General features: G+C 44.9%; 16 protein-coding genes. 2 read left to right on the top strand and 14 right to left on the bottom strand.

Going from position 1 to position 19,130, the window contains the following annotated elements:
- Window positions 1-15: 15 nt before the first annotated feature.
- The 4 genes from GJB59_RS16495 to ykzS are packed head-to-tail and all read right to left on the bottom strand — an operon-like array spanning window position 16 to window position 3,633.
- The gene (locus GJB59_RS16495; protein WP_142826168.1) at window positions 16-1,239 is read right to left on the bottom strand and encodes a hypothetical protein; all 1,224 of its coding nucleotides are present in this window, start codon (window positions 1,237-1,239) and stop codon (window positions 16-18) included.
- Window positions 1,236-2,390, bottom strand: coding sequence for a DUF58 domain-containing protein (locus GJB59_RS16490; protein ID WP_142826167.1), 1,155 nt, complete (start codon window positions 2,388-2,390; stop codon window positions 1,236-1,238). The genes GJB59_RS16495 and GJB59_RS16490 overlap by 4 nt, the downstream gene beginning before the upstream one ends.
- Complete coding sequence (locus GJB59_RS16485) at window positions 2,391-3,326, bottom strand: AAA family ATPase (RefSeq protein ID WP_142826166.1); 936 nt, start codon at window positions 3,324-3,326, stop codon at window positions 2,391-2,393.
- 31 nt (window positions 3,327-3,357) lie between these two features.
- Window positions 3,358-3,633, bottom strand: a complete 276-nt coding sequence (gene ykzS, locus GJB59_RS16480; RefSeq protein WP_425325244.1) for a protein YkzS — start codon at window positions 3,631-3,633, stop codon at window positions 3,358-3,360.
- 135 nt (window positions 3,634-3,768) lie between these two features.
- Here ykzS and GJB59_RS16475 point away from each other — a divergent pair, with 135 nt between their 5' ends.
- Window positions 3,769-4,383, top strand: coding sequence for a CPBP family intramembrane glutamic endopeptidase (locus GJB59_RS16475; protein ID WP_142826165.1), 615 nt, complete (start codon window positions 3,769-3,771; stop codon window positions 4,381-4,383).
- Between the two features lie 60 nt (window positions 4,384-4,443).
- Window positions 4,444-5,079, top strand: a complete 636-nt coding sequence (locus GJB59_RS16470; RefSeq protein ID WP_142826164.1) for a DUF8580 domain-containing lipoprotein — start codon at window positions 4,444-4,446, stop codon at window positions 5,077-5,079.
- A gap of 67 nt (window positions 5,080-5,146) precedes the next feature.
- Here the strand turns inward: GJB59_RS16470 and GJB59_RS16465 are convergent, their stop codons facing one another.
- The 10 genes from GJB59_RS16465 to GJB59_RS16420 form a co-directional block, all read right to left on the bottom strand.
- Window positions 5,147-5,590 carry a MarR family winged helix-turn-helix transcriptional regulator gene (locus GJB59_RS16465; RefSeq protein ID WP_142826163.1) on the bottom strand — a complete coding sequence of 148 codons (444 nt, stop codon included), beginning with the start codon at window positions 5,588-5,590 and terminating at the stop codon, window positions 5,147-5,149.
- A gap of 90 nt (window positions 5,591-5,680) precedes the next feature.
- Entirely contained in the window at window positions 5,681-7,030 is a 1,350-nt protein-coding gene (locus GJB59_RS16460) for a TrkH family potassium uptake protein (protein ID WP_142826162.1), read from the bottom strand.
- Between the two features lie 221 nt (window positions 7,031-7,251).
- Window positions 7,252-8,538: an anti-sigma-I factor RsgI family protein gene (locus GJB59_RS16455; protein WP_142826161.1), complete on the bottom strand. Its 1,287-nt coding sequence runs from the start codon at window positions 8,536-8,538 to the stop codon at window positions 7,252-7,254.
- A complete protein-coding gene (gene sigI, locus GJB59_RS16450; protein WP_142826160.1) occupies window positions 8,538-9,284 on the bottom strand; it encodes an RNA polymerase sigma-I factor in 747 nt (248 codons plus the stop codon). Before sigI ends, GJB59_RS16455 begins: the two co-directional genes overlap by 1 nt.
- Before the next feature lie 231 nt (window positions 9,285-9,515).
- Window positions 9,516-10,310 (bottom strand): TerC family protein, encoded by a 795-nt coding sequence (locus GJB59_RS16445; protein WP_142826159.1) that lies wholly within the window; start codon window positions 10,308-10,310, stop codon window positions 9,516-9,518.
- Between the two features lie 221 nt (window positions 10,311-10,531).
- Window positions 10,532-11,611, bottom strand: a complete 1,080-nt coding sequence (locus GJB59_RS16440; RefSeq protein ID WP_142826158.1) for an SDR family oxidoreductase — start codon at window positions 11,609-11,611, stop codon at window positions 10,532-10,534.
- A gap of 77 nt (window positions 11,612-11,688) precedes the next feature.
- Window positions 11,689-14,748: an efflux RND transporter permease subunit gene (locus GJB59_RS16435; RefSeq protein ID WP_142826157.1), complete on the bottom strand. Its 3,060-nt coding sequence runs from the start codon at window positions 14,746-14,748 to the stop codon at window positions 11,689-11,691.
- A gap of 134 nt (window positions 14,749-14,882) precedes the next feature.
- The gene (locus tag GJB59_RS16430) at window positions 14,883-16,451 is read right to left on the bottom strand and encodes a peptide chain release factor 3 (protein ID WP_142826156.1); all 1,569 of its coding nucleotides are present in this window, start codon (window positions 16,449-16,451) and stop codon (window positions 14,883-14,885) included.
- A 106-nt stretch (window positions 16,452-16,557) separates the two neighbouring features.
- Window positions 16,558-18,018, bottom strand: a complete 1,461-nt coding sequence (locus GJB59_RS16425) for a UDP-N-acetylmuramoyl-L-alanyl-D-glutamate--2,6-diaminopimelate ligase (RefSeq protein ID WP_142826155.1) — start codon at window positions 18,016-18,018, stop codon at window positions 16,558-16,560.
- A gap of 19 nt (window positions 18,019-18,037) precedes the next feature.
- Window positions 18,038-19,090 (bottom strand): M42 family metallopeptidase, encoded by a 1,053-nt coding sequence (locus GJB59_RS16420; RefSeq protein ID WP_142826154.1) that lies wholly within the window; start codon window positions 19,088-19,090, stop codon window positions 18,038-18,040.
- Between the last annotated feature and the right edge of the window lie 40 nt (window positions 19,091-19,130).

Below are 19,130 nucleotides of genomic sequence, written 5' to 3'. Positions count from 1 at the left end.
CTTCCTTAAACCTCTTTAAACATTTTCTTTTAAATATCTGTCTTTTATTTCAGCAATTTCACTAATAAACTGATTCGCCTGCGAGTCCGGCAGTTGTTTATCTCCATATCGGACTTGATCGTAGGTCCTAAAGAAAGAATCGGTCACATCCCATTGCATTCGCACCATCCACTCCCGGACCGTTTCGTAATTTTTGCGGCCCATTTGCTGTTCTGTTGCCAAAAGTTCAAGGCCGCGAAAAACCTCTCTTATTTGATGGAGATCCAGGTTTTGGCTGTAAGGCGAAGCTGGATTCCCCAGAAATTGCAGCGCCGAGGGATGATCATGCCTTTTGATGATGATGTGGCTTTCTTGTACCTGTTCTTTAGAATCCGGCTTTATTTTTCGCAGCCACAGCACTAGTGCAATCGCACATGCCAACAAGACGAATCCCAAGAAAATCTCAACCGGAAAATCTGCTGGCAGTGCTTCGCTTGCTGCAGTATCGCCTTGGGCTGCTTCTCCATCCGGCCCGAGTTTATCCATCGTTTCCTGCATTTCCTCCTCAGTCGATAGACCCGACAAAAAGCTCGTCGCCTGTTCAAGCAGCAGAGCGAGCGGCCAAAACAAAATCCTTATTGCTCCTCCGACAACCCAGCCTGCCAAACTCCGGACTTCGTCAGCAATAAAAAAAGTAATGGTTGCTGCTGCGGCCGAAAGAGTCGCGACAATACCGAAAGCGCCAACAGCCAGGCTGAGCCGCGCACCATCTGCTTTGGAATAAAAATAACTATGCAGCAGACTGCTCACTAAATAAAACAGGATTGCTGCAGGGGCAATAGTGAAAAGCAAACGGCTTGCCTGTTCTTCTGGATTCAATAGAAGAACTATCCAGCAGACAGTGAACACGATCAAAAACTTCTTTAAAAAATGATGGCCATGATTGAACTCGTCAGATAGAACCGAGTATCGGGCATGGAGCAAATAAGTGGCCAGCATGCCTAAAATCAGAGCCAACCACAATGAAACTCCTGCCGTCCACATGGCGGCAGCGACAGCAATGGACAGCCCAACTATCCATACCAGTCGGTAAGGGGTTCGCGAGAAGAGAAAATAGGAAATGCATGACATCCCAAGAGCTGCCAAAATCCATGTCCAAACTGCCGGCAATGCTGTTTCTTGAGCAACAAATACCAGGACCAGGGAAATTATGAAAGCATCCAGCATAAAGTAATTGGCTGATATTAAGCGTGCCGTCATGCCGGATCACGTTCCTTTCTGCCTGGCAGGACAGTCAATGCTGTTTGGCTGCTCCATTTGTTGATAAAGCGCATGGCTTCTTTCGTTTCGTCGGTCAGCAGATAAGTCGTACACGGCAGTTCTGCATGGATGTCCAGATGGCCCAACATGGCGCGGTAAGAAAGCGTAGCGCTGTTTTTCGATATGATCGACAACAATTCCAGTGCCTGTTGCCGGTGCCGCTGCCCTTGCCCTGGAGGCAAATACAAATAAGGCATCTTGCCCGCTGAGCGGATATTGACTGCCAGCGCATAAGAAACTCCTGCATTAAAGCAACTTTCGATATAAGAAGCCACTTCTTCAATCCGCTCTTCCAAGTCGTGGATAGTTCCATAATGAGCCGAAACATTCAGTGCAAAAAGCATCGATTCATTAGCTAGCTGCGAAAAGATTTTTGTTTGGTAGTTTTGCATTCTGACACTAGCTTTCCAATGAATTTGATTGAATTGATCTGTTGAAACATAATCACGTGTGCCGATTGGCTGAAAAGCGTCGTCAAACAGCGAATGCTGCAAATTGAATTGTCCTGGCTTATAGCGGGATGGCGCATAACGGAAAGGGTATTTCTGAAGTTTTGGAAATACCAGCTGCTCGTGCAAAATGACCGGCTTGTATTCCAGCGTAACGCTGCCTTCACCAAATGGATGTGGAATGAGCAATTCCATTTTTTTGATGCGCGACACGCCTCTTTTTTTGCCTGTCACAGGCACTTTTATTTCAATCGTCTGTTTGCTGTCTACGGTAAAAGGCAGATCAAGCTCCACTAAATCTCCATAACTTGCTCCCTGATCGTTTGTCGGTTCCACAGCATCGTAAAACCAAATTTTCAACTGCCCGCCCCAAATTGGCAGACCCTCATTTTTAAAAACGAGATTCCAGGAAGATTCGCCTCCATAAAGTACACGCTTGCGTGTTCGATCGTTTTGAAACACCAGATTTTTTCCGGCTCGATCCAAGTAAAGCTTTTGGAGCCCAACCACTGCGATTGCAAAAATGATGACAGACGCAGCAGTAAACTGTAAAAAGGCCATAGCCATAAAGAACAAGACGCCTAAAAAGCCCAGCACCCATTTCGTATTTTTTGCTTCATCGTTATGGCGTATCCATGCCATCTAAAATGCCTCTACCGGTGAAGCTACTGAATTCAAAATTTCTTGTAAAACTGCCAAAGGCTCATGAACAAGCATGCCTTCAGCTGTCAGCATCAAGCGATGGACCGTGACAGGTTCAAGTATGTATTTCACATCGTCCGGTGTCACAAACCGACGCCCTTCCATAAAGGCACGGCCCTGAGCTGCATGAACAAGCGCCAGAGCTGCCCGGGAACTCAAGCCGAGTTCAATGGCCGGATGCTCACGGGTCGCGCGTACCAGCTCCAATATATACGTTTCAATATCTTCATGGACTGTTATTTCGCCAGCAGCTGCACGCCACTTCCGTACGTCTTCAACTGACGCGACCGGCAGAATTTCTTTTTTATGGGAGACGTTGCCGCGAAAATCCCGGATGATGGACAGTTCTTCTTGATACTTTGGGTAACCGATTTCCAGACGGAACAAAAAACGGTCCAACTGTGCAGCAGGAAGCGGAAATGTTCCCTGCTGCGATTCCACCGGATTTTGGGTAGCGATAACAATGAACGGATCGGGCAATTGAATGGTCTCACCGTCTATAGTTGCCTGCTTTTCTTCCATAGACTCTAAAAGACTTGACTGAGTCCGCGGTGTTGCCCGGTTGATTTCATCAGCCAGCAGCAAATTGGTTTGCACCGGTCCCGGGCGCAATTCAAACTCCTGGGTTTTCGGATTAAAAAAACGAATGCCTGTCACGTCTGACGGCAAAACATCCGGTGTGAATTGAATTCGCTGAAACCGGCCAGCAAACGATCCCGCAAATGCTTTGGCCATCCATGTCTTGCCCGAACCTGGTACACTTTCAAGCAGTACATGCCCCCCCTGAATCAACGCAATCAGCATAAAATCAATTTCTTTTTCTCTGCCAACTACCAATTTATTTAACTGTGCTTTTGTCCGTGTTAATTTCTCCACGTTGTCCCCTCCGCTTCTAAATTATACTTCGTTATTTCGACGGCTCTACCGTATATGTATAGACTGTGGTTCCATGATGGTAAGCTGTACCTCTAAAGTGCTTGAAATCCTCTCGCGCGATCAGGACAGTGCGAAAATCCAGGAAATCCTCCTTCTCTATTGTGATGGATTCGATTTCCCCGTTTTTTAAACTTTCGAGTTGCTGGTTATAGTCATTCATGAATTGTTCTCCTTTTGCCTTAGTTTTGATGGAGCCTTCTGTTATAATACTAGACGGATGATAATTCTCGGTTTCGGCTAGCATCATAATAAAGCCACCTTTTAGACAGATACTAAAAATCTGTACTAAAAATTAGTATACAGCAAGAAAACAAGTCGAACATCTTTGCTCTTACCGCTTCCCGCAATGTGGACATGGCTGCGATTTTTTAGGAGGATTTACATGATTAACTTTTTAAAACAGCATTCTTTGATTTTGATGCTGCCCCTGGCTTTTTACTTGTACAATTTAGCCTTTGATAACACTGCCATCTTTTGGTATATGTACACATTTTCGATGCTGATCCTTATGTCACTCGCTATTATATTCGTCAAGATTTTTGATGAACTAGTTACATGGAAGTCCCTGGTTTACGGCTTAGGTTATGGGACTCTACTCTATGGGCTTATTGCTGTGGGATTCCAACTGCTTCTTCTGACTCCGTTCAACATATCAGGACCGGTCAATTCCTTCTTATCAGCATTTGCACCTGTTTCGATTTGGCATTATCTCCTCCTGATGTTTATCATCGTGCCTGGTGAAGAAATTTTCTGGAGGGGCCTGGTGCAACAGAAACTGAAAAAATACATATCCACGCCGCTATCGGTTCTGGCCAGTGCCATTCTTTTCGGCTTGGCTTTGGCATTAAGTGGATTTTGGCCCGGTGTGGCTGCAGGTATTGCAGCTGGGCTGATCCTGGGTCTGCTTTACGAATGGAAAAGGAGCCTGCCCGTCATCATCGTTGCCCATTTGATCATGATTGTCCTGCTGTTCCTTCTTCTGCCTTTACCGGTCTAAAAATGAAACATTCCTCCTTTTCGAACGTCTACTAGACAAACCGATAGGAGGAATTTTTTTATGAAGAAGCATTTATTTTTATTATCATCCGTCCTGACGGTTGGCATTATTCTGGCAGCTTGCGGATCGCCAGAAACTGCAGAGGAGGAGCCAGGTACTGCACCTGACGAAGCGACTGAAGAAGTGGTCGAAGAAGAAACCGATGACAGTGTGCCAGCGGAAGAAACGGAAGAAGAAACTGATGCCGTCGAAAATACAGAAACAGCTGAACCAGCCGGCACCCTGACACAAAGCGACGAACAAACTTATGAGTTATACGTGCTTGACGGCTACGAACTGACAGCTGAAGAACCGAGAAAAGATGCGCTTTATGCAGCTGATAATTCTGCAGTCTTCATGCGCATCGAAACCTTTACACCGGAAGAAACAGACTTTGCAGCGGCTGAGGAAAGCATGATACAGACTCTTCAAGCTGTTAATCCTGAGCAGGAACCTGCTGAAGTTACGGATTTTGATGGAGCTGATTTTGATCAGTCCATAGCTTATGAAGTGCCGAGCACAGAAGGCACCGTAACCGGCATTGTGTTTGAAAAAGAGGAGCTTTTGGTGCGCCTGACGATTTTTGACGACAGCACAGTCAATGCCACTGACGACTTGATCGCTATGGGCAAAACAATAGAATCGCTGGAACAATAAAATAATATGCGGCTTTATATTTTAACCGCAAAAAGGCCATCCGACATGCGGATGGCCTTTTCTGTGATTAGTAGGATAAGTCTTTGATCGACAAGCCCAGCTTCTTCATCAATTCAATGGCTTGCTCTTTTTCTTCGCTTGACAGCGCATCGGTCAATTCATGCAACTTTTTTTCATGCTCCGGAAAAATCTGCGCCATGAACTCTTTGCCCTGCTCTGATATTTCCGCGTAAGTCACGCGCCGGTCGCTTGGGCAATTCACTCGGGTGATATAGCCTCTTTTTTCAAGCTTATCTATCACGTATGTGATGGAACCGCTTGCCAGCAGGATTTTCCCTCCAATTTTTTGAAGAGGCTGTTTTCCTTTATGGTACAGAAGCTCCAGGACAGCAAATTCCGTCGGATTGACACCGCTCGCCTGAAAAAAATGATTGGTCTGTTCGGTGATCGCTTTATGCGCACGCGACAACACAATAAATAATTTCAATGATTGTTTAATTTCTTCGTTCATTCTATCCACTCTTTCCACTGTTTAAGCTACGTTACACTAATTATAGTCTTTTTTCTTTAAGATAACATCTTCCAGGACTCCTATGCACCCTTAACCGATGATTACACGTTCTTTTGGATAATGGAATTTTGTCGGATCTGTTTTGCCGCCGATTGTAAAGAGGAAGGAAATTAACCCGACCCGTCCGACAAACATCAGTGCCATGATGATGAACTTCCCTGGCTCCGACAGATCGCTCGTGATGCCCAGAGACATTCCGCATGTTCCAAACGCTGAAGTGATTTCAAATAATATTTCCACAATCGTTGCCTGTGGTTCCGTGATGAGCAATGTAATGGTCGCAACCAATACCATGAATACTGCCAAAAAAATAACGGCAAAGGAACGAAAAACATCAATCAATTCGATCTCACGCTTGAATATTTGAATGGTGTTTTTTCCTCGTGCAAAATTGATTAAAAATAGGATCGCGATGGCAAACGTGGTGGTCCGAATACCTCCTCCTGCCGAACTTGGAGAAGCTCCAATAAACATCAAAGCGCTCATAAAGATATTTGTCGCCTCGTTGAATTGCGTAATATCCACGGTAACAAGTCCACCAGAACGTGATGACACCGAATGAAAAATAGACGCAAATGCAGCTTCATGCCAACTCATTCCCCTAAATGCACGGAATGACTCTAGCAACAGAATACCAATCGCTCCTACTGCCAATAAAATAGCAAAGATACTTGTCGTGATTTTCGTAAATAACGAAAAACGGAAATATTTTTGCTTATTGGACAAAAACTCTTTTACTTCAATTAGAACCGGGAAACCAATGGCTCCTAAAATGATAAGAATCATATTAATGATTTGAACGAAATAATCATTAAAATAAGGAATCAACGATTCTCCTGTAATATCAAAGCCCCCGTTTGTCGTCGCTGTAATGGATCCGAAGACGCCATGAAGCAGAGCTTCCTGGAATGTCGGAAAATACTGTGTAAAATAAACCGTTAGGATAAGAGCACCAACTGCTTCAATGAGCAGCAAAATTTTTACAATTTCAACAATCAGCTTTACAACACCGGACATGCTCGACTGATTATGGTCAACCATGATCAGTTGGCGCTCCCTCAAGCCGATGCGCTTGCCGACCAACAGCCAGAAAAACGTACCAATCGACATGATGCCGATTCCACCCAGCTGCAAAATAAACATCAACACAACAATTCCGAACGTGGTGTAGGTTTCTACTACGTTGATAACGGTAAGCCCTGTCACACTCACAGCGCTTACCGCGGTGAACAGGCTGTCAATCCAAGGGATGACCATTCCTGGTTTGTGGACATTCGGCAATCTTAATAATAAGAAGGAAATTGCAATTGCTACAAAATAATACGAAACAATTGCCTGGGCAGGTGTAAGATTTCGTACTTTTTGAAAAGTTTTATTCATTAGACATTGATTCCCTTCAACATTATACTCTCTCCCCATTCTATGAAAAGAATAGACAAAAAGAAAGAGAAATCGCAAATCTATTTATGCAGAACCAAAACATTAAGGTTTTCAAACAATTTAGCAAGAATACATTTTAAAAACCCTACCGCACCTGCGAGCAATCGAGTTGAATTAATCAGAGGCCGACAGGAAAAAGGAAAAGAGCAGAAGAACTTCTTCTACTCTTTTTCTGTATTCTCTTGCGTAGCTTCTTTTTTAGGAGACTGTTCGTTTGTCTTTTTCTCTGGTTGCTTTTCTTTGCCGGGATTATCGGCAGCCGGTTCTTTTTTCTTTTCCTGTCCGGGTGGAGTGTGTGCTTCTTTTTTCACTGCCGAACTATTGGCAGAAGCATCCTTTTTCTTTTGTTGGCCTGGGGGCTCACTGTTTCCCCGCTCCTCATCCGCTTCTTCAGGTTTTCCTTTTTGTTTGTTATCAGAAGGCTGTTCTTTTGGCACAGAGTTTTCTTTCTGTTGTTTCGCTGGAGGAGAATTCTTGATTTTTTTTGAAGTTTCTTCCGCCTTGCCGTTTTGTTTTGGTGTTTTTTGCTGCTTCTCTATCTTCGGAGATGGTTTATCATTTTTCTTTTCAGCTGCTGGAGGATCGGCTTTCTTTTCTGCTGCAGGAGAAATTGATTTCTTTGGAACATCAGGCTTTTTTTCAGTTGTTTCTTTTTCGCTCTTCGTCTCTTTGGTCTCATTTTTTTCTTGATTGTGATTTCCTGCATTATTTTCGCTCGGTTTTTCCGGTTCACTTGCCGGTTCTGTTTCTTTCAGATCAGGCACGGTCTGTGTCTCCTTTGGCGGAACCTGTACTTCAGGTTCTTCCTTAACCTTCAGCGTTTCAACTTTTTCAATCATCTGGCCGACAGGCACAAGATCTTCTTTAGATTGGCGCCATTGCTCACGTGTTGCTTCTTTCATTTGAATCGTAACTTTGTCATTTTCCACAATTGAAGAAACTGCCATGACGACTTTTTTAATGGATTGATCCTGCTTGCTGCTATCTTCTTCAACTGAAGTAATGGTAATTTGCTCAGTATGTTCGGTTACAGCTAACTCAAAAACCTTGTTTAATACGTCTTGGAGAGAAACGTTCTCCCATTCACCAAGCTCGTGGATCAACTCATTTCCATCAGTGTTCAGGTCTCGTATAGAGACTACCTCGTAGCGGTCATTGATGCCCAGTTCAATGCCCGGGTTGATTTCAACTTGCACATAACTAAAAGCTTCTTCAACCGGAAACACCAGTACTGACATGAACAAAGCAATGGCAGCTATCGCTGCTACTACAGGAGCCATGACGGGCTGCCAGCGAACCGCCCGTTTTCTTTCAACTGGATAAAAGGATGCTTCTTCTCCTATTGCAGGATTGCCGGTAGGTGTGCCTTTAACAAACCCTCCATTTTTAACTAGAAAAATTGAGCGATCATCGTTCAGTTCAATGCATATTCCCGATTGTATCCGCATCAATTTAACCGCCCTTTCAAGTAATCTTTCAAAAAATGCAGATCGCTCATCTGCAGCAATGCCATAGCAATTATGTATTTTCGATTGCGCTCAATCGTTTTCCGGGAAACCTTGACCAGTTTTTCAATCTCCTTGATCGGCAGCTTCTTCTTGTCCATCAAATAATGCTTATACTCCTCCGTTTCAGCCACCAGCTGAGCGATTTGGATGGAGGTAATGCGCGCATCCTCATGCGCCGGCGACACCTTGGCCAGCACATGAAATGATAAACCGAACTCCTGAAGCATTGTTTCATACAAAGAAATTTCCTCACGCCTTTTTTGGTCCTGCTCTTTGAGCGTATATGCATGAGTTGCTGCCTGATCTGCAATGCCGTTATGAATTTCCGATTCTGCTGACGGCATGAAATCGTGGCTGAATTCTTCCCGCCGGTTTTCTTTGCGTATAAAATCGATGACTCGCCTGCGGATGACCATATGGGCAAATGTCAGAAACGAGGCATTATTGGTTTGATCAAATTTTTCTATAGCTTCATTAAACGCCGACAATGCCACGCTGTATTCATCATCGTGATCATCGATAAATCGTTTGCATACTTGAGAAGCCGTTTTTTTCATAAAAGGTGAGTAAGAAAAAAGCAGATCGTGCAGCGCTTGTTCGTCGCCATCTTGTGCTTGCAATACCATTATTTCGGCATTGGATTTTTCAATACGTCCAAATCTTCCGCTTAATGAAGCTAAAAGCACACCATTCACCTCTTCTCAAAGTCACTGCCTACTTGATTGTAACTTTGAAGGATTCAATTGAAAAGAGGCAGGTATTTTTGTTCTTATCATTATTCGCTTATCAATTCTCTTTTTTGTCGGTAGTCGGCTATTTTCTCTTCAATATATTTCCTTTCTTAAATAAGCATAGAAAAAAGGTGCATTGAATGAGATCAATGCACCTTAATTTTTAACTCTATTTGCTAAAGATTTTTATTTCGCTTCATGTTCTTTCACTTGATCTTTGTTTTGTTTAACTCCAAGGATTCCGCCAACAACTACAATTCCAAGCAGTACTGTCCAGAAGACAAGTGTCCAGGGTGTAGAGTGCGGGAAATCATGTGGCAAGACGCCAACATTTTCGTGGGATAATGTCATCACCAACAATTTGACTCCTACCCAGCCCACGATAACGAATGCGGCAGTTTCAAGTTGCGGGTATTTCTCAAGCAGCTGCACGAATTTATGTGCCGCAAAACGCATGATGATGACACCGATTAAACCACCGGCAAGCATGACCATAAACTGGCCAGAGTTGATGCCGCCAATATCATCCATTCCGAAGACATTTAAGTGCGGCAATGTAACAGCCAAAGCTACAGCAGCCAGCATTGAGTCGATGGCAAAAGCGATATCGGCCAATTCAACTTTTAATACGGTCATCCAGAAACTTGAACCTTTTTTCTCAGGTGCATCAACGCCCTCAAGAATTTCGTCTGTATCCCCTTTACGCTGATCATAAATGCTCTTGATCGAGATGAACAAGAGATATGCGGCCCCTAACGCCTGTATCTGCCAGATGTTAACTAGCAGTGTAATCATGAACAAGGCTGCAAAGCGGAATACGAATGCCCCTACCAACCCATAAAATAATGCTTTTTTCTGTTGTTCTTTCGGTAAATGCTTAACCATTACTGCCATTACCACTGCATTATCTGCAGCCAGTAATCCTTCGAGTCCAACCAATACCAATAGGACCCATGCATACTCCAGTATTATTGCTTCCATTCCATTCTCTCCTCCTATTTTTACCCACAAAAAAGACCCTTGCCTAAAAAAAGGCAAAGGTCTCGCTAAGCAAATTAAATTTGCTATCACAACCGATGGCTACTAACCATGTCTTGACGACTGTGAAATAGGTTTCCCCATAGCTACTCCCCCTTGACTGAAAGTCAAAGTGTATTATTTTGTAATGTCAGTATAGCATCATTTTTATGGAAGTGGTAGTTTTAAATGATGGGAATTTGAAAATTTTTATCCTTTTTATGCAAGTTGTAAAACTGAACCATAGCTGGCATAGTTGCCAGAAAATCTGCGCAGCGTATACCGCTACCTGCCAGCAGCCGTTCTGCATTTTGCGTGTCAAAATCTGCGGACCATGTCAGGTAATCCAATGTTTCCTTTTCGACCCCCAGCCCTTTTCTTACCGGTGCTATAGACAGCGATAATTTGGCCAGCCTATGGGGCAGACGCCCTCTTGGATTTTTTCCAGTCATCGATTGGACCATGCTGCGATAAACTTCTTCTACTGGGTGGGGGTTGGGATCTGTCAAATGGACAGTTTGCCCAGCTGCCGCACCTAGTTTACTTAGATAAATGGACGCTTCTAAAATATAATCTACCGGCACAACATTTATGTAGGATTTGGAATGCCCAACGAATGGAACAGCCGGCAGAAACTTCACCCGATCAATCAAATTCAAGAAAAAATAGGGACCATCAAATTTGATGGTTTCCCCTGTGATCGAATGACCGCGGACAATGCCGGGCCTGATGATTGTCACAGGTGCTGTATTCTTCATTTCATTTACCAGCAGTTCCGCTTCAAATTTGGTTTCTTCATAGAAGTTTTTGAAGGCTTTCGGACGAACCAGTTGATTTTCGTAAATGGTTCCTTCCCGATTGCCCGCTACATAGGCTGTACTGAAGTATACATACCGTTCCAGTTTAGGAAGCTCGTTGATAAATTCATTTACCTTGCGTGTTCCTTCCACATTGACTTTCCATGCTATATCTCTGGGAACGGCCAAATCGTAAATAGCGGCAAGATGCCAGAAAATCAGCGGTTTGTCCATCAGATATGCTTTGTCGCTTTTGGTCAATCCCAGCCCCTCTTTCGTAATATCTCCTTCTATCAGTTTGATGCTCCGGCAGTTGGTTTGTTTTCGGATGCGCTCGGCTTCCTTTTCTGCTTTTTCTCGCTCAGACGATAAAATAATAGCCGAAATCGATTCGTTTTGCTCGGCATGCTTTTGGATCAATTGGCTGGCAATAAATCCTGGAAATCCCGTGAATACTGTTTCTGTCATGGCTCCAGCCTCCTTTGCTCCCATCATACTAAATTTCCCAGTATATTGCAGCAAAAGAAAAAAGTAAACCCGAAGGCTTACTTTTTGTTCATTTTTCTTGTCTGTCTGTCAAACAAGCTATAGACAATCGGTACGATATAGAGTGACAGCAAAGTCGAACTGATGAGTCCGCCAATTACTGTGATCCCCATCGGCTGATTGATTTCTGTACCTTCCCCGATTCCAATCGCCAGCGGCAATAGCCCCAGAATGGTCGTTAATGCTGTCATCAAAATCGGTCGGCGGCGGTCATGAACAGAAGTGATGATGGCATCGTAAGAATTCATGCCTGCTTCTTTTCGTTGATTGATATAATCCACCAGCACAATCCCGTTATTGACGACTATACCTACCAGAACCAGTATACCGATGACGGCGGTAATGCTGATTGGCGTCTGTGTAACAAACAGCGCAATCGCTACGCCAATCGCCATCAATGGCACAGTAAACATGATAACCAACGGATACTTAAAGGATTCAAATTGTGCTGCCATGACAATATAGACAAGAACCACTGCAAGCAAAACAGCCATCATCATGTCGTTTATCGAGTTATCCAGCAGCTCACGGTCGCCCCCAAACGAAATCATCGTGTTTTCATTCAAGTCCAGTTCTTCGATCGTCGAGTCCACTTGATCTGACATGTCACCCAGGGTAATGCTTGATTGATGCTGAAGTGTAAATGAGACACTGTCTGCCTGATCTACCCGTTGGATGCTGACAGGACCTTGGGCCACTTCAATATCGGCCAGCTCCTGAAGCTCCACAAATTCTCCCGCCGGCGTCCGAAGAGACAGAGCCCGAAGCTGTTCAAGACTGTCCCGCTCTCCTTCTTCATAAGCCACATATACACTGAGAACTTCATCATTCTCCGCCAATACTTGTGTAGCCAAAACCCCGCGTGTGATGTTATTCACCGTTTGGGCTATCTGAGCCGGAGGCAGCCCGTATTCGGTCGCTGCTTCACGATTGATCGTCATTTGAATTTCATCAATCGTTTCCTGACGGTCGTTCGTCAGCTCGGTCACTTCTGAAAGCTCTGCTAAAGCTGACTCTATATCGGCAACTGCCGTGTCCAGACGGGCACGATCTGTATCTGTTACAGTGAACGATAACGTGTTCGGTGAGGAGCCCGCTGCAGTCTGCAAATTAAAGCTGACTAACGCACGTTCCCCAACAGTCTCGAGAATTCGCGGCTGCACATCATCCACAAAATCAAAAATCGAACGGTCCCGATCTGCCAAATCCACCAGCTTCACATAAATCTCAGCGGTATTCGATTCCGCAGAGCCTTGTGCCTGGCCCTGCTGCGTAGCTCCAATCAAGCTGACATACACGTCGACTTCTTCTTCAATTTTTAATTCTTCTTCTATCAAGTTGACTACTTCGTCCGTTGCAGCTCTGGAAGATCCATTTTCGAGCTCGACGGAAACACTGACAAAGCCTTCATCGGTAGCTGGAATAAATTCCGTGCCCACTTGCATAACGCCGAAAGCCCCGACCACCAAAAGCACCAGTGCGGTAAACAACACGACAATTCTATGGCGCAGCGCCCAAATAACGGACCCTTCGAATGCTTTGACACTTCTGGATGCATCCCTCTCCACTTTCGGTTTAACACCGGGTTTCCCTAGCATTCGGGAAGCCATCATTGGAATGACAGTTAGCGCAACTGCCAAAGAGGCAATAAGACTGAACGAAATCGTCAAGGCAAACTCAAAGAATATTTCACCGATTAATCCCGAGATAAAGATGACCGGAATGAAGACAGCTACAGTGGTCAAAGTGGACGCAATGATTGCACCAGAAACTTCCTTCGCCCCTTCGGATGCTGCTTTTTTGGCATTTTTGCCCATCGCTAAATGCCGTTCAATGTTTTCAATAACGACAATTGCGTTGTCTACCAGCATTCCGATTCCTAATGCCAGCGCCCCCAAAGTTAAAATATTCAATGCAAAGTCGGCAAAAAACATGAGAACAAAGGTGACGATGACTGAATATGGAATCGCTATCCCGATAATAATGGGACTCTTAATACCGCGCAGGAAATAAAACAGGACCAGCATAGCAAATAGACCACCCAAAACCAATGTCTGCCCAATATTGCCAATGGCGAGTTTGACATAGTCGCCCTGGTCAAAGAGAATGTCCGCTTCGACACCCTCGAAACGCTCTTCGCTCAGCAGTTCATCCAATCTTTCCTGGAAGGCATCTGAAACATCTGCTGTGTTTGCCTGTGACTCCTGGAGGGCAGACAATAAGACAGCTGGCTCTTCATTGGTTCTTGTCTCACTGTTGCTTTCACGTTCACTGACATTAACTTCGGCTATATCATCAATGGTGACATTATCGCCTTCTAGCGGGTCAATGGTCAGCACCAAATCCCGGATTTCCTCTACATTGGTCAAGGTGCTGATAATCCGTGTTGTCAGGTTACGTCCATCTTCGGTCTCAATCGGTTCACCAGGCAAGGAAATATTGTTGGCTTGGATCAACTGTACAACATCTGATTGCTGTAAGCCCCGTTCTTCCAACTCAGTCTGGTCTAATTCAATTTGGATTTCCTCTATTAAAGAACCTGAGATATTGACGCTCGCCACTCCATCCGTTTGGCGAAGCTCTGTTTCCAGCTCTTCTGCAATTACCCGCACATCAGCATCCGGATCACTCGAACGCAATGATAATTGAAGAATCGGAAATTGGGAAGGATCAAACTTTAAAAAACGCGGATCATTTGAATCATCCGGAATTGGCGTTTGATCGATCCGCTGCATGATATCTGTTTGAACATCGTCTATGTCTGTCGACCAGTCAAATTCCAGCAGGATAAAATTCGAGCCTTCCTGGCTATTCGATTGAATCGATTCGATTCCCGGCAATGTCGATAGGTTAGCCTCCAGAGGCTTTGTCACTTTTTCACTTACTTCTGTCGGGCTGGCGCCTGGATAATTAGTAACTACTACACCAATTGGCGGATTGAGCTCGGGAATTAAAGTAATTGGGATGCGGGTGAATGATACCGCTCCCAGAATGATGACCAAAAACATGATTACCAGTGTAAAGACTGGCCTTTTTATCGAAAAATCGCTTATTTTCATTTGCTCAACCTTCTCTCCATGTTCTTCTATCATAAGAAAAATTACCTGCAACCGCAAACTTTACAGAAGGTGTTCACTGATCTGCCACTTTTTTGAAGAAAACAAAAAAACCTGCCAGCAGCAGGTTTTTATTTTTATAGCAGACTGTATAATCGAATGCCAGGATTTTTATCCTGGAACCAGCGTGTCGCAAACTCGTTTTCGAATAAAAAGACATAGTTGTCAAAACGGTCGCGTACCAGCATTGAACGGCCGCTGGACATTGATTCTTTGACATCTTCTTCATTTTCAATCCAGCGAGCGATTTTGGAACCGACCGGCTCCATCCGCACATCCACATTGTATTCATTTTTCATCCGGTGTTCGAACACTTCAAATTGTAGCTGACCGACTGCACCAAGGATGACTTCTTCCAGATGAAGCGTTTTATAGTACTGGATCGCACCTTCCTGAACAAGCTGAAGGATCCCTTTATGGAAATGCTTTTGTTTCATGACGTTTTTAGCAGTAACTTTAACGAAAAGTTCCGGCGTAAACTGCGGCAGGCTTTCAAATTGGAACTTCTTGCCGCTCGTGATGGTATCTCCAATTTGGTAGTTTCCTACGTCGTGGAGACCGATGATGTCTCCCGCCACCGCTTCGTTGACCATTTCGCGGTCATCTGCCAAAAATTGAGTTGTCTGTGACAGCTTGAAACTTTTTCCGGTGCGCGCCAAAGTGACATTCATTCCTCGTTCAAACTTGCCTGATACGATGCGCACAAATGCAATGCGGTCACGGTGAGCCGGATTCATATTGGCTTGGATTTTGAAAATAAATCCAGAGAAAGGCATCTCGATCGGATCAATTTCCTCATTGTCCTGCGTATCGCGCGGCTGTGGTGATGGTGCAAATTGCAGGTAAGTTTCCAAAAACGTTTCGACACCGAAATTAGCTAACGCACTGCCGAAGAAAACCGGCGTCAACTCACCTTTTTTCACACGATCAATTGAAAAGTCGTTTCCTGCTTCATTCAACAGTTCGATGTCATCCATTGCCTGTGTATAATAGGAAGTTTTCTTCATCTCGTGGTCTTCGATCAATTTGCCCTGTTCGTCAAGTTCCAGGAAACGATCTCCTTCTGAACGGAACGGTTCAATGCGCTTGTTAAAACGGTCATAGATGCCCAGGAATTCTTTGCCCATGCCGATTGGCCAGTTCATCGCGTAGGATTGGATGCCAAGAACCTCTTCCAGTTCCTCCATCAATTCCAAAGGCTCTTTACCTTGGCGGTCCATCTTATTGATAAAAGTAAAAATCGGAATGCCGCGCATTTTACAAACTTTGAACAGCTTGACAGTCTGTGCTTCAATTCCTTTGGCAACATCGATGATCATGACAGCACTGTCGACTGCCATCAATGTACGATACGTATCTTCACTGAAATCCTGGTGCCCTGGAGTGTCCAGAATATTGACGCGGTGTCCGGCATAATCGAATTGCATGACGGAAGAAGTAACGGAAATCCCCCGCTGCTTTTCAATTTCCATCCAGTCGGATGTGGCGAACTTGCCGCTCTTTTTCCCTTTGACAGTTCCCGCATCACGGATCGCTCCCCCAAACAGCAACAGCTTTTCTGTTAAGGTTGTTTTCCCGGCATCCGGGTGGGAAATGATAGCGAAAGTTCTTCTATTTTGAATTTCATTCTGTAATTGGTCTGACATGTTTATACGCTCCTTTAATCTACTCTCTTCATATTAGAGAAGGGGACTGAAAAAAACAAGGAATTTTAACGTTTGCAGAAAAAAAGGAGCCTTCATTGGCCCCTTTTCACTGAAACTTTTTCATTGCTTCCTGTATCGCGATTTCTTTATCGCTGTGTGGATATTTGGTGCTGCCGATAATCTGGTAATCTTCATGCCCTTTACCGGCGAGAATGATGATGTCACCCGCTTCTGCTTGCTGCACCGCGTGCTTGACCGCTTCTTCCCGGTCGCCTATGCAGGCAAACTGGCTATGGGTCATTCCGGTTTCCAAATCGCCTAAAATACTTTCATAGCTTTCGTCACGCGGATCATCCGTCGTTAAGACGACATAATCTGCAACAGACGCTTTTTCAGCCATGATGGGGCGCTTTGTCTTATCGCGGTTGCCGCCTGTGCCCACCAGAAAAATGATGCGTTTTTCTTTAAAGTCCTGTACGGCATCAATTGCTTTCTCGATGGCATCAGGTGTATGGGCATAATCAATGAAAACAGAAATAGGTGCTTCCAGCTCCACTTTTTGCATGCGCCCTTCAACTGGAGCAATCGATTTCAAAACCTTCAATATTTCGTCCAGCTCATAGCCTTCCGCATACAATGCGGCAATGGCCGCCAAGGCGTTGGACACATTAAACTCACCCAGCAGTTTCATAGAAACCGGGAATTGCCCTTCTTTGCAATCCAGCGTAAAGGTTGTTCCTTCATGCGTCAATTGAATATCTTTCGCACGGAATTGTGCGTTGTTTTGAATTCCGTACGTGTAAACCGGATGCGGGGTCATTTTTGCCATTTCGTTGGACCATGGATCATCGGCATTTAAAATGGCTTGCTTCCGGTTGGCCAGATCCTGTCCCAGTTGCGAAAACAACAAGCTTTTGGCATGGCCGTATTCTTCCATCGTGCCATGAAAATCCAGGTGGTCGTGCGTCAGGTTGGTGAAAATCGCAGTATCAAACTCCACTCCGGCCAAGCGCCCCAATATTAATCCATGCGACGATACTTCCATGGTCATGTGTGAGCAGTCTTCGTCACGTGCACGTGCAATCATTTGCTGTGTCGTGAGTGCGTCATTTGTTGTATTGGCCGATGGATGCAATTGGCCGTTCAAGTCAAAACCGATTGTTCCTGTCAGCCCTGATTTCTCACCAAGCTTCATCAGCATCGAATGCAAAATTCCCGCCACGCTGGTTTTGCCATTGGTGCCTGTGACACCGGTCATGTGCAGAAGCTTGGACGGGTAGTCGTAAAATTTTGCAGCCAACAGCCCAAGCGCTCTCGAAGTGCTGTCGACAACAACGACTGTCGCATTGTCAATCGTCAACGGTCGTTCTGCTACGATCACCGTAGCTCCCTGATCGGCTGCCTGCTGGGCGAAGTTATGGCCGTCCACTGTATAGCCCGCGATGCAAACAAACATGGAGTCTGCTTTAATATCCCGGGAATCTATTGTCAGGTGTTCAATCGTTTCCGGCAGTTCACCTTTAATCTGCTTGTATGGAATTGACGTCAGTAACTCTTTGCTGTTCATAAAATCCCTCTCCTTACTGTTAAGAAACCAAGGGAGACAACACATATGCGTGTAGCAATGCTGCCGCCGCTTTTAATGAATCGGTATGTGTGCGTTCGTATGAATGGGAAGCTTCAATCCCCGGGCCAAACAATGCGTGCTTAACATCATGGCCAGCACTGATTGCAGCAGATGCATCTGACCCATAATAGGGATAGATATCGACTTTGTAATCGATGGCATGATCTTGCGCCAAAGAGATTAAATGGCGGGTCAATCCATAATGATAGGGCCCGCTCGAGTCTTTTGCACAAATAGAAACCGTATATTCATCCGATTCCTGGCCATCTCCGATAGCACCCATGTCAACAGCGATATACTCCTGCGTTTCTGGGGGAATACTGGAGTTGCCGCCATAGCCGATTTCTTCGTTGTTGGAGATGTAGAAATGGGTTGTATAAGGAAGCTCTTCTCCCGTATCGCTGAAATACTTTACTAGCTGAAGCAATAAAGCAGTGCTTGCCTTGTCATCCAAATGCCGGGATTTGATGTAGCCGGATTGGGTCTCTTCAAATCTTGGCTGGAACGATACGAAATCCCCCACTTCAATGCCCAGGCTTTGCACCTGCTCTTTCGAAAAGGCTTTTTCATCCAGGCGCACTTCCATATTATCGGCAGTGCGTTCAGCCGTGCCCGCATCTTTGTAGACATGGACTGTTGTCTGGTGGAGCAGTATTGTTCCGGAAACGGTCGAACCGTCCGCTTTATGTATGAGGCAATTTTCGCCTTCTATCGCATTGAACTTAAAGCCGCCAACCAATGACAGCTTTAAACGGCCGCTCGGTTTAATTTCTTTCACCATGGCGCCTAATGTGTCGACATGTGCAGTCAACAGTCGATGGTGCTGCTGATCTCTTCCTCGGATGGTCGCAATCACTGCCCCTTTATGGGTCGTTTTGTGCTCAACATTCCATTGAGCCAGCAAAGTGCGAATTTTTGACATGACGTCCATGGTGTAGCCGGACGGACTCGGAATTTCCACTATTTCTTTCAATAACTCGATCGTTTCGCTTTGATTCCATTGGTAAGTCATCTCTATCACTCCTCGGTCTTATAATCATATCAAAATCAAT

Origin of the sequence: Planococcus soli, from assembly GCF_016881065.1 — a bacterium.
GTDB lineage: Bacteria > Bacillota > Bacilli > Bacillales_A > Planococcaceae > Planococcus > Planococcus soli.
This window is presented reverse-complemented; position numbering and strand designations above follow the sequence as displayed.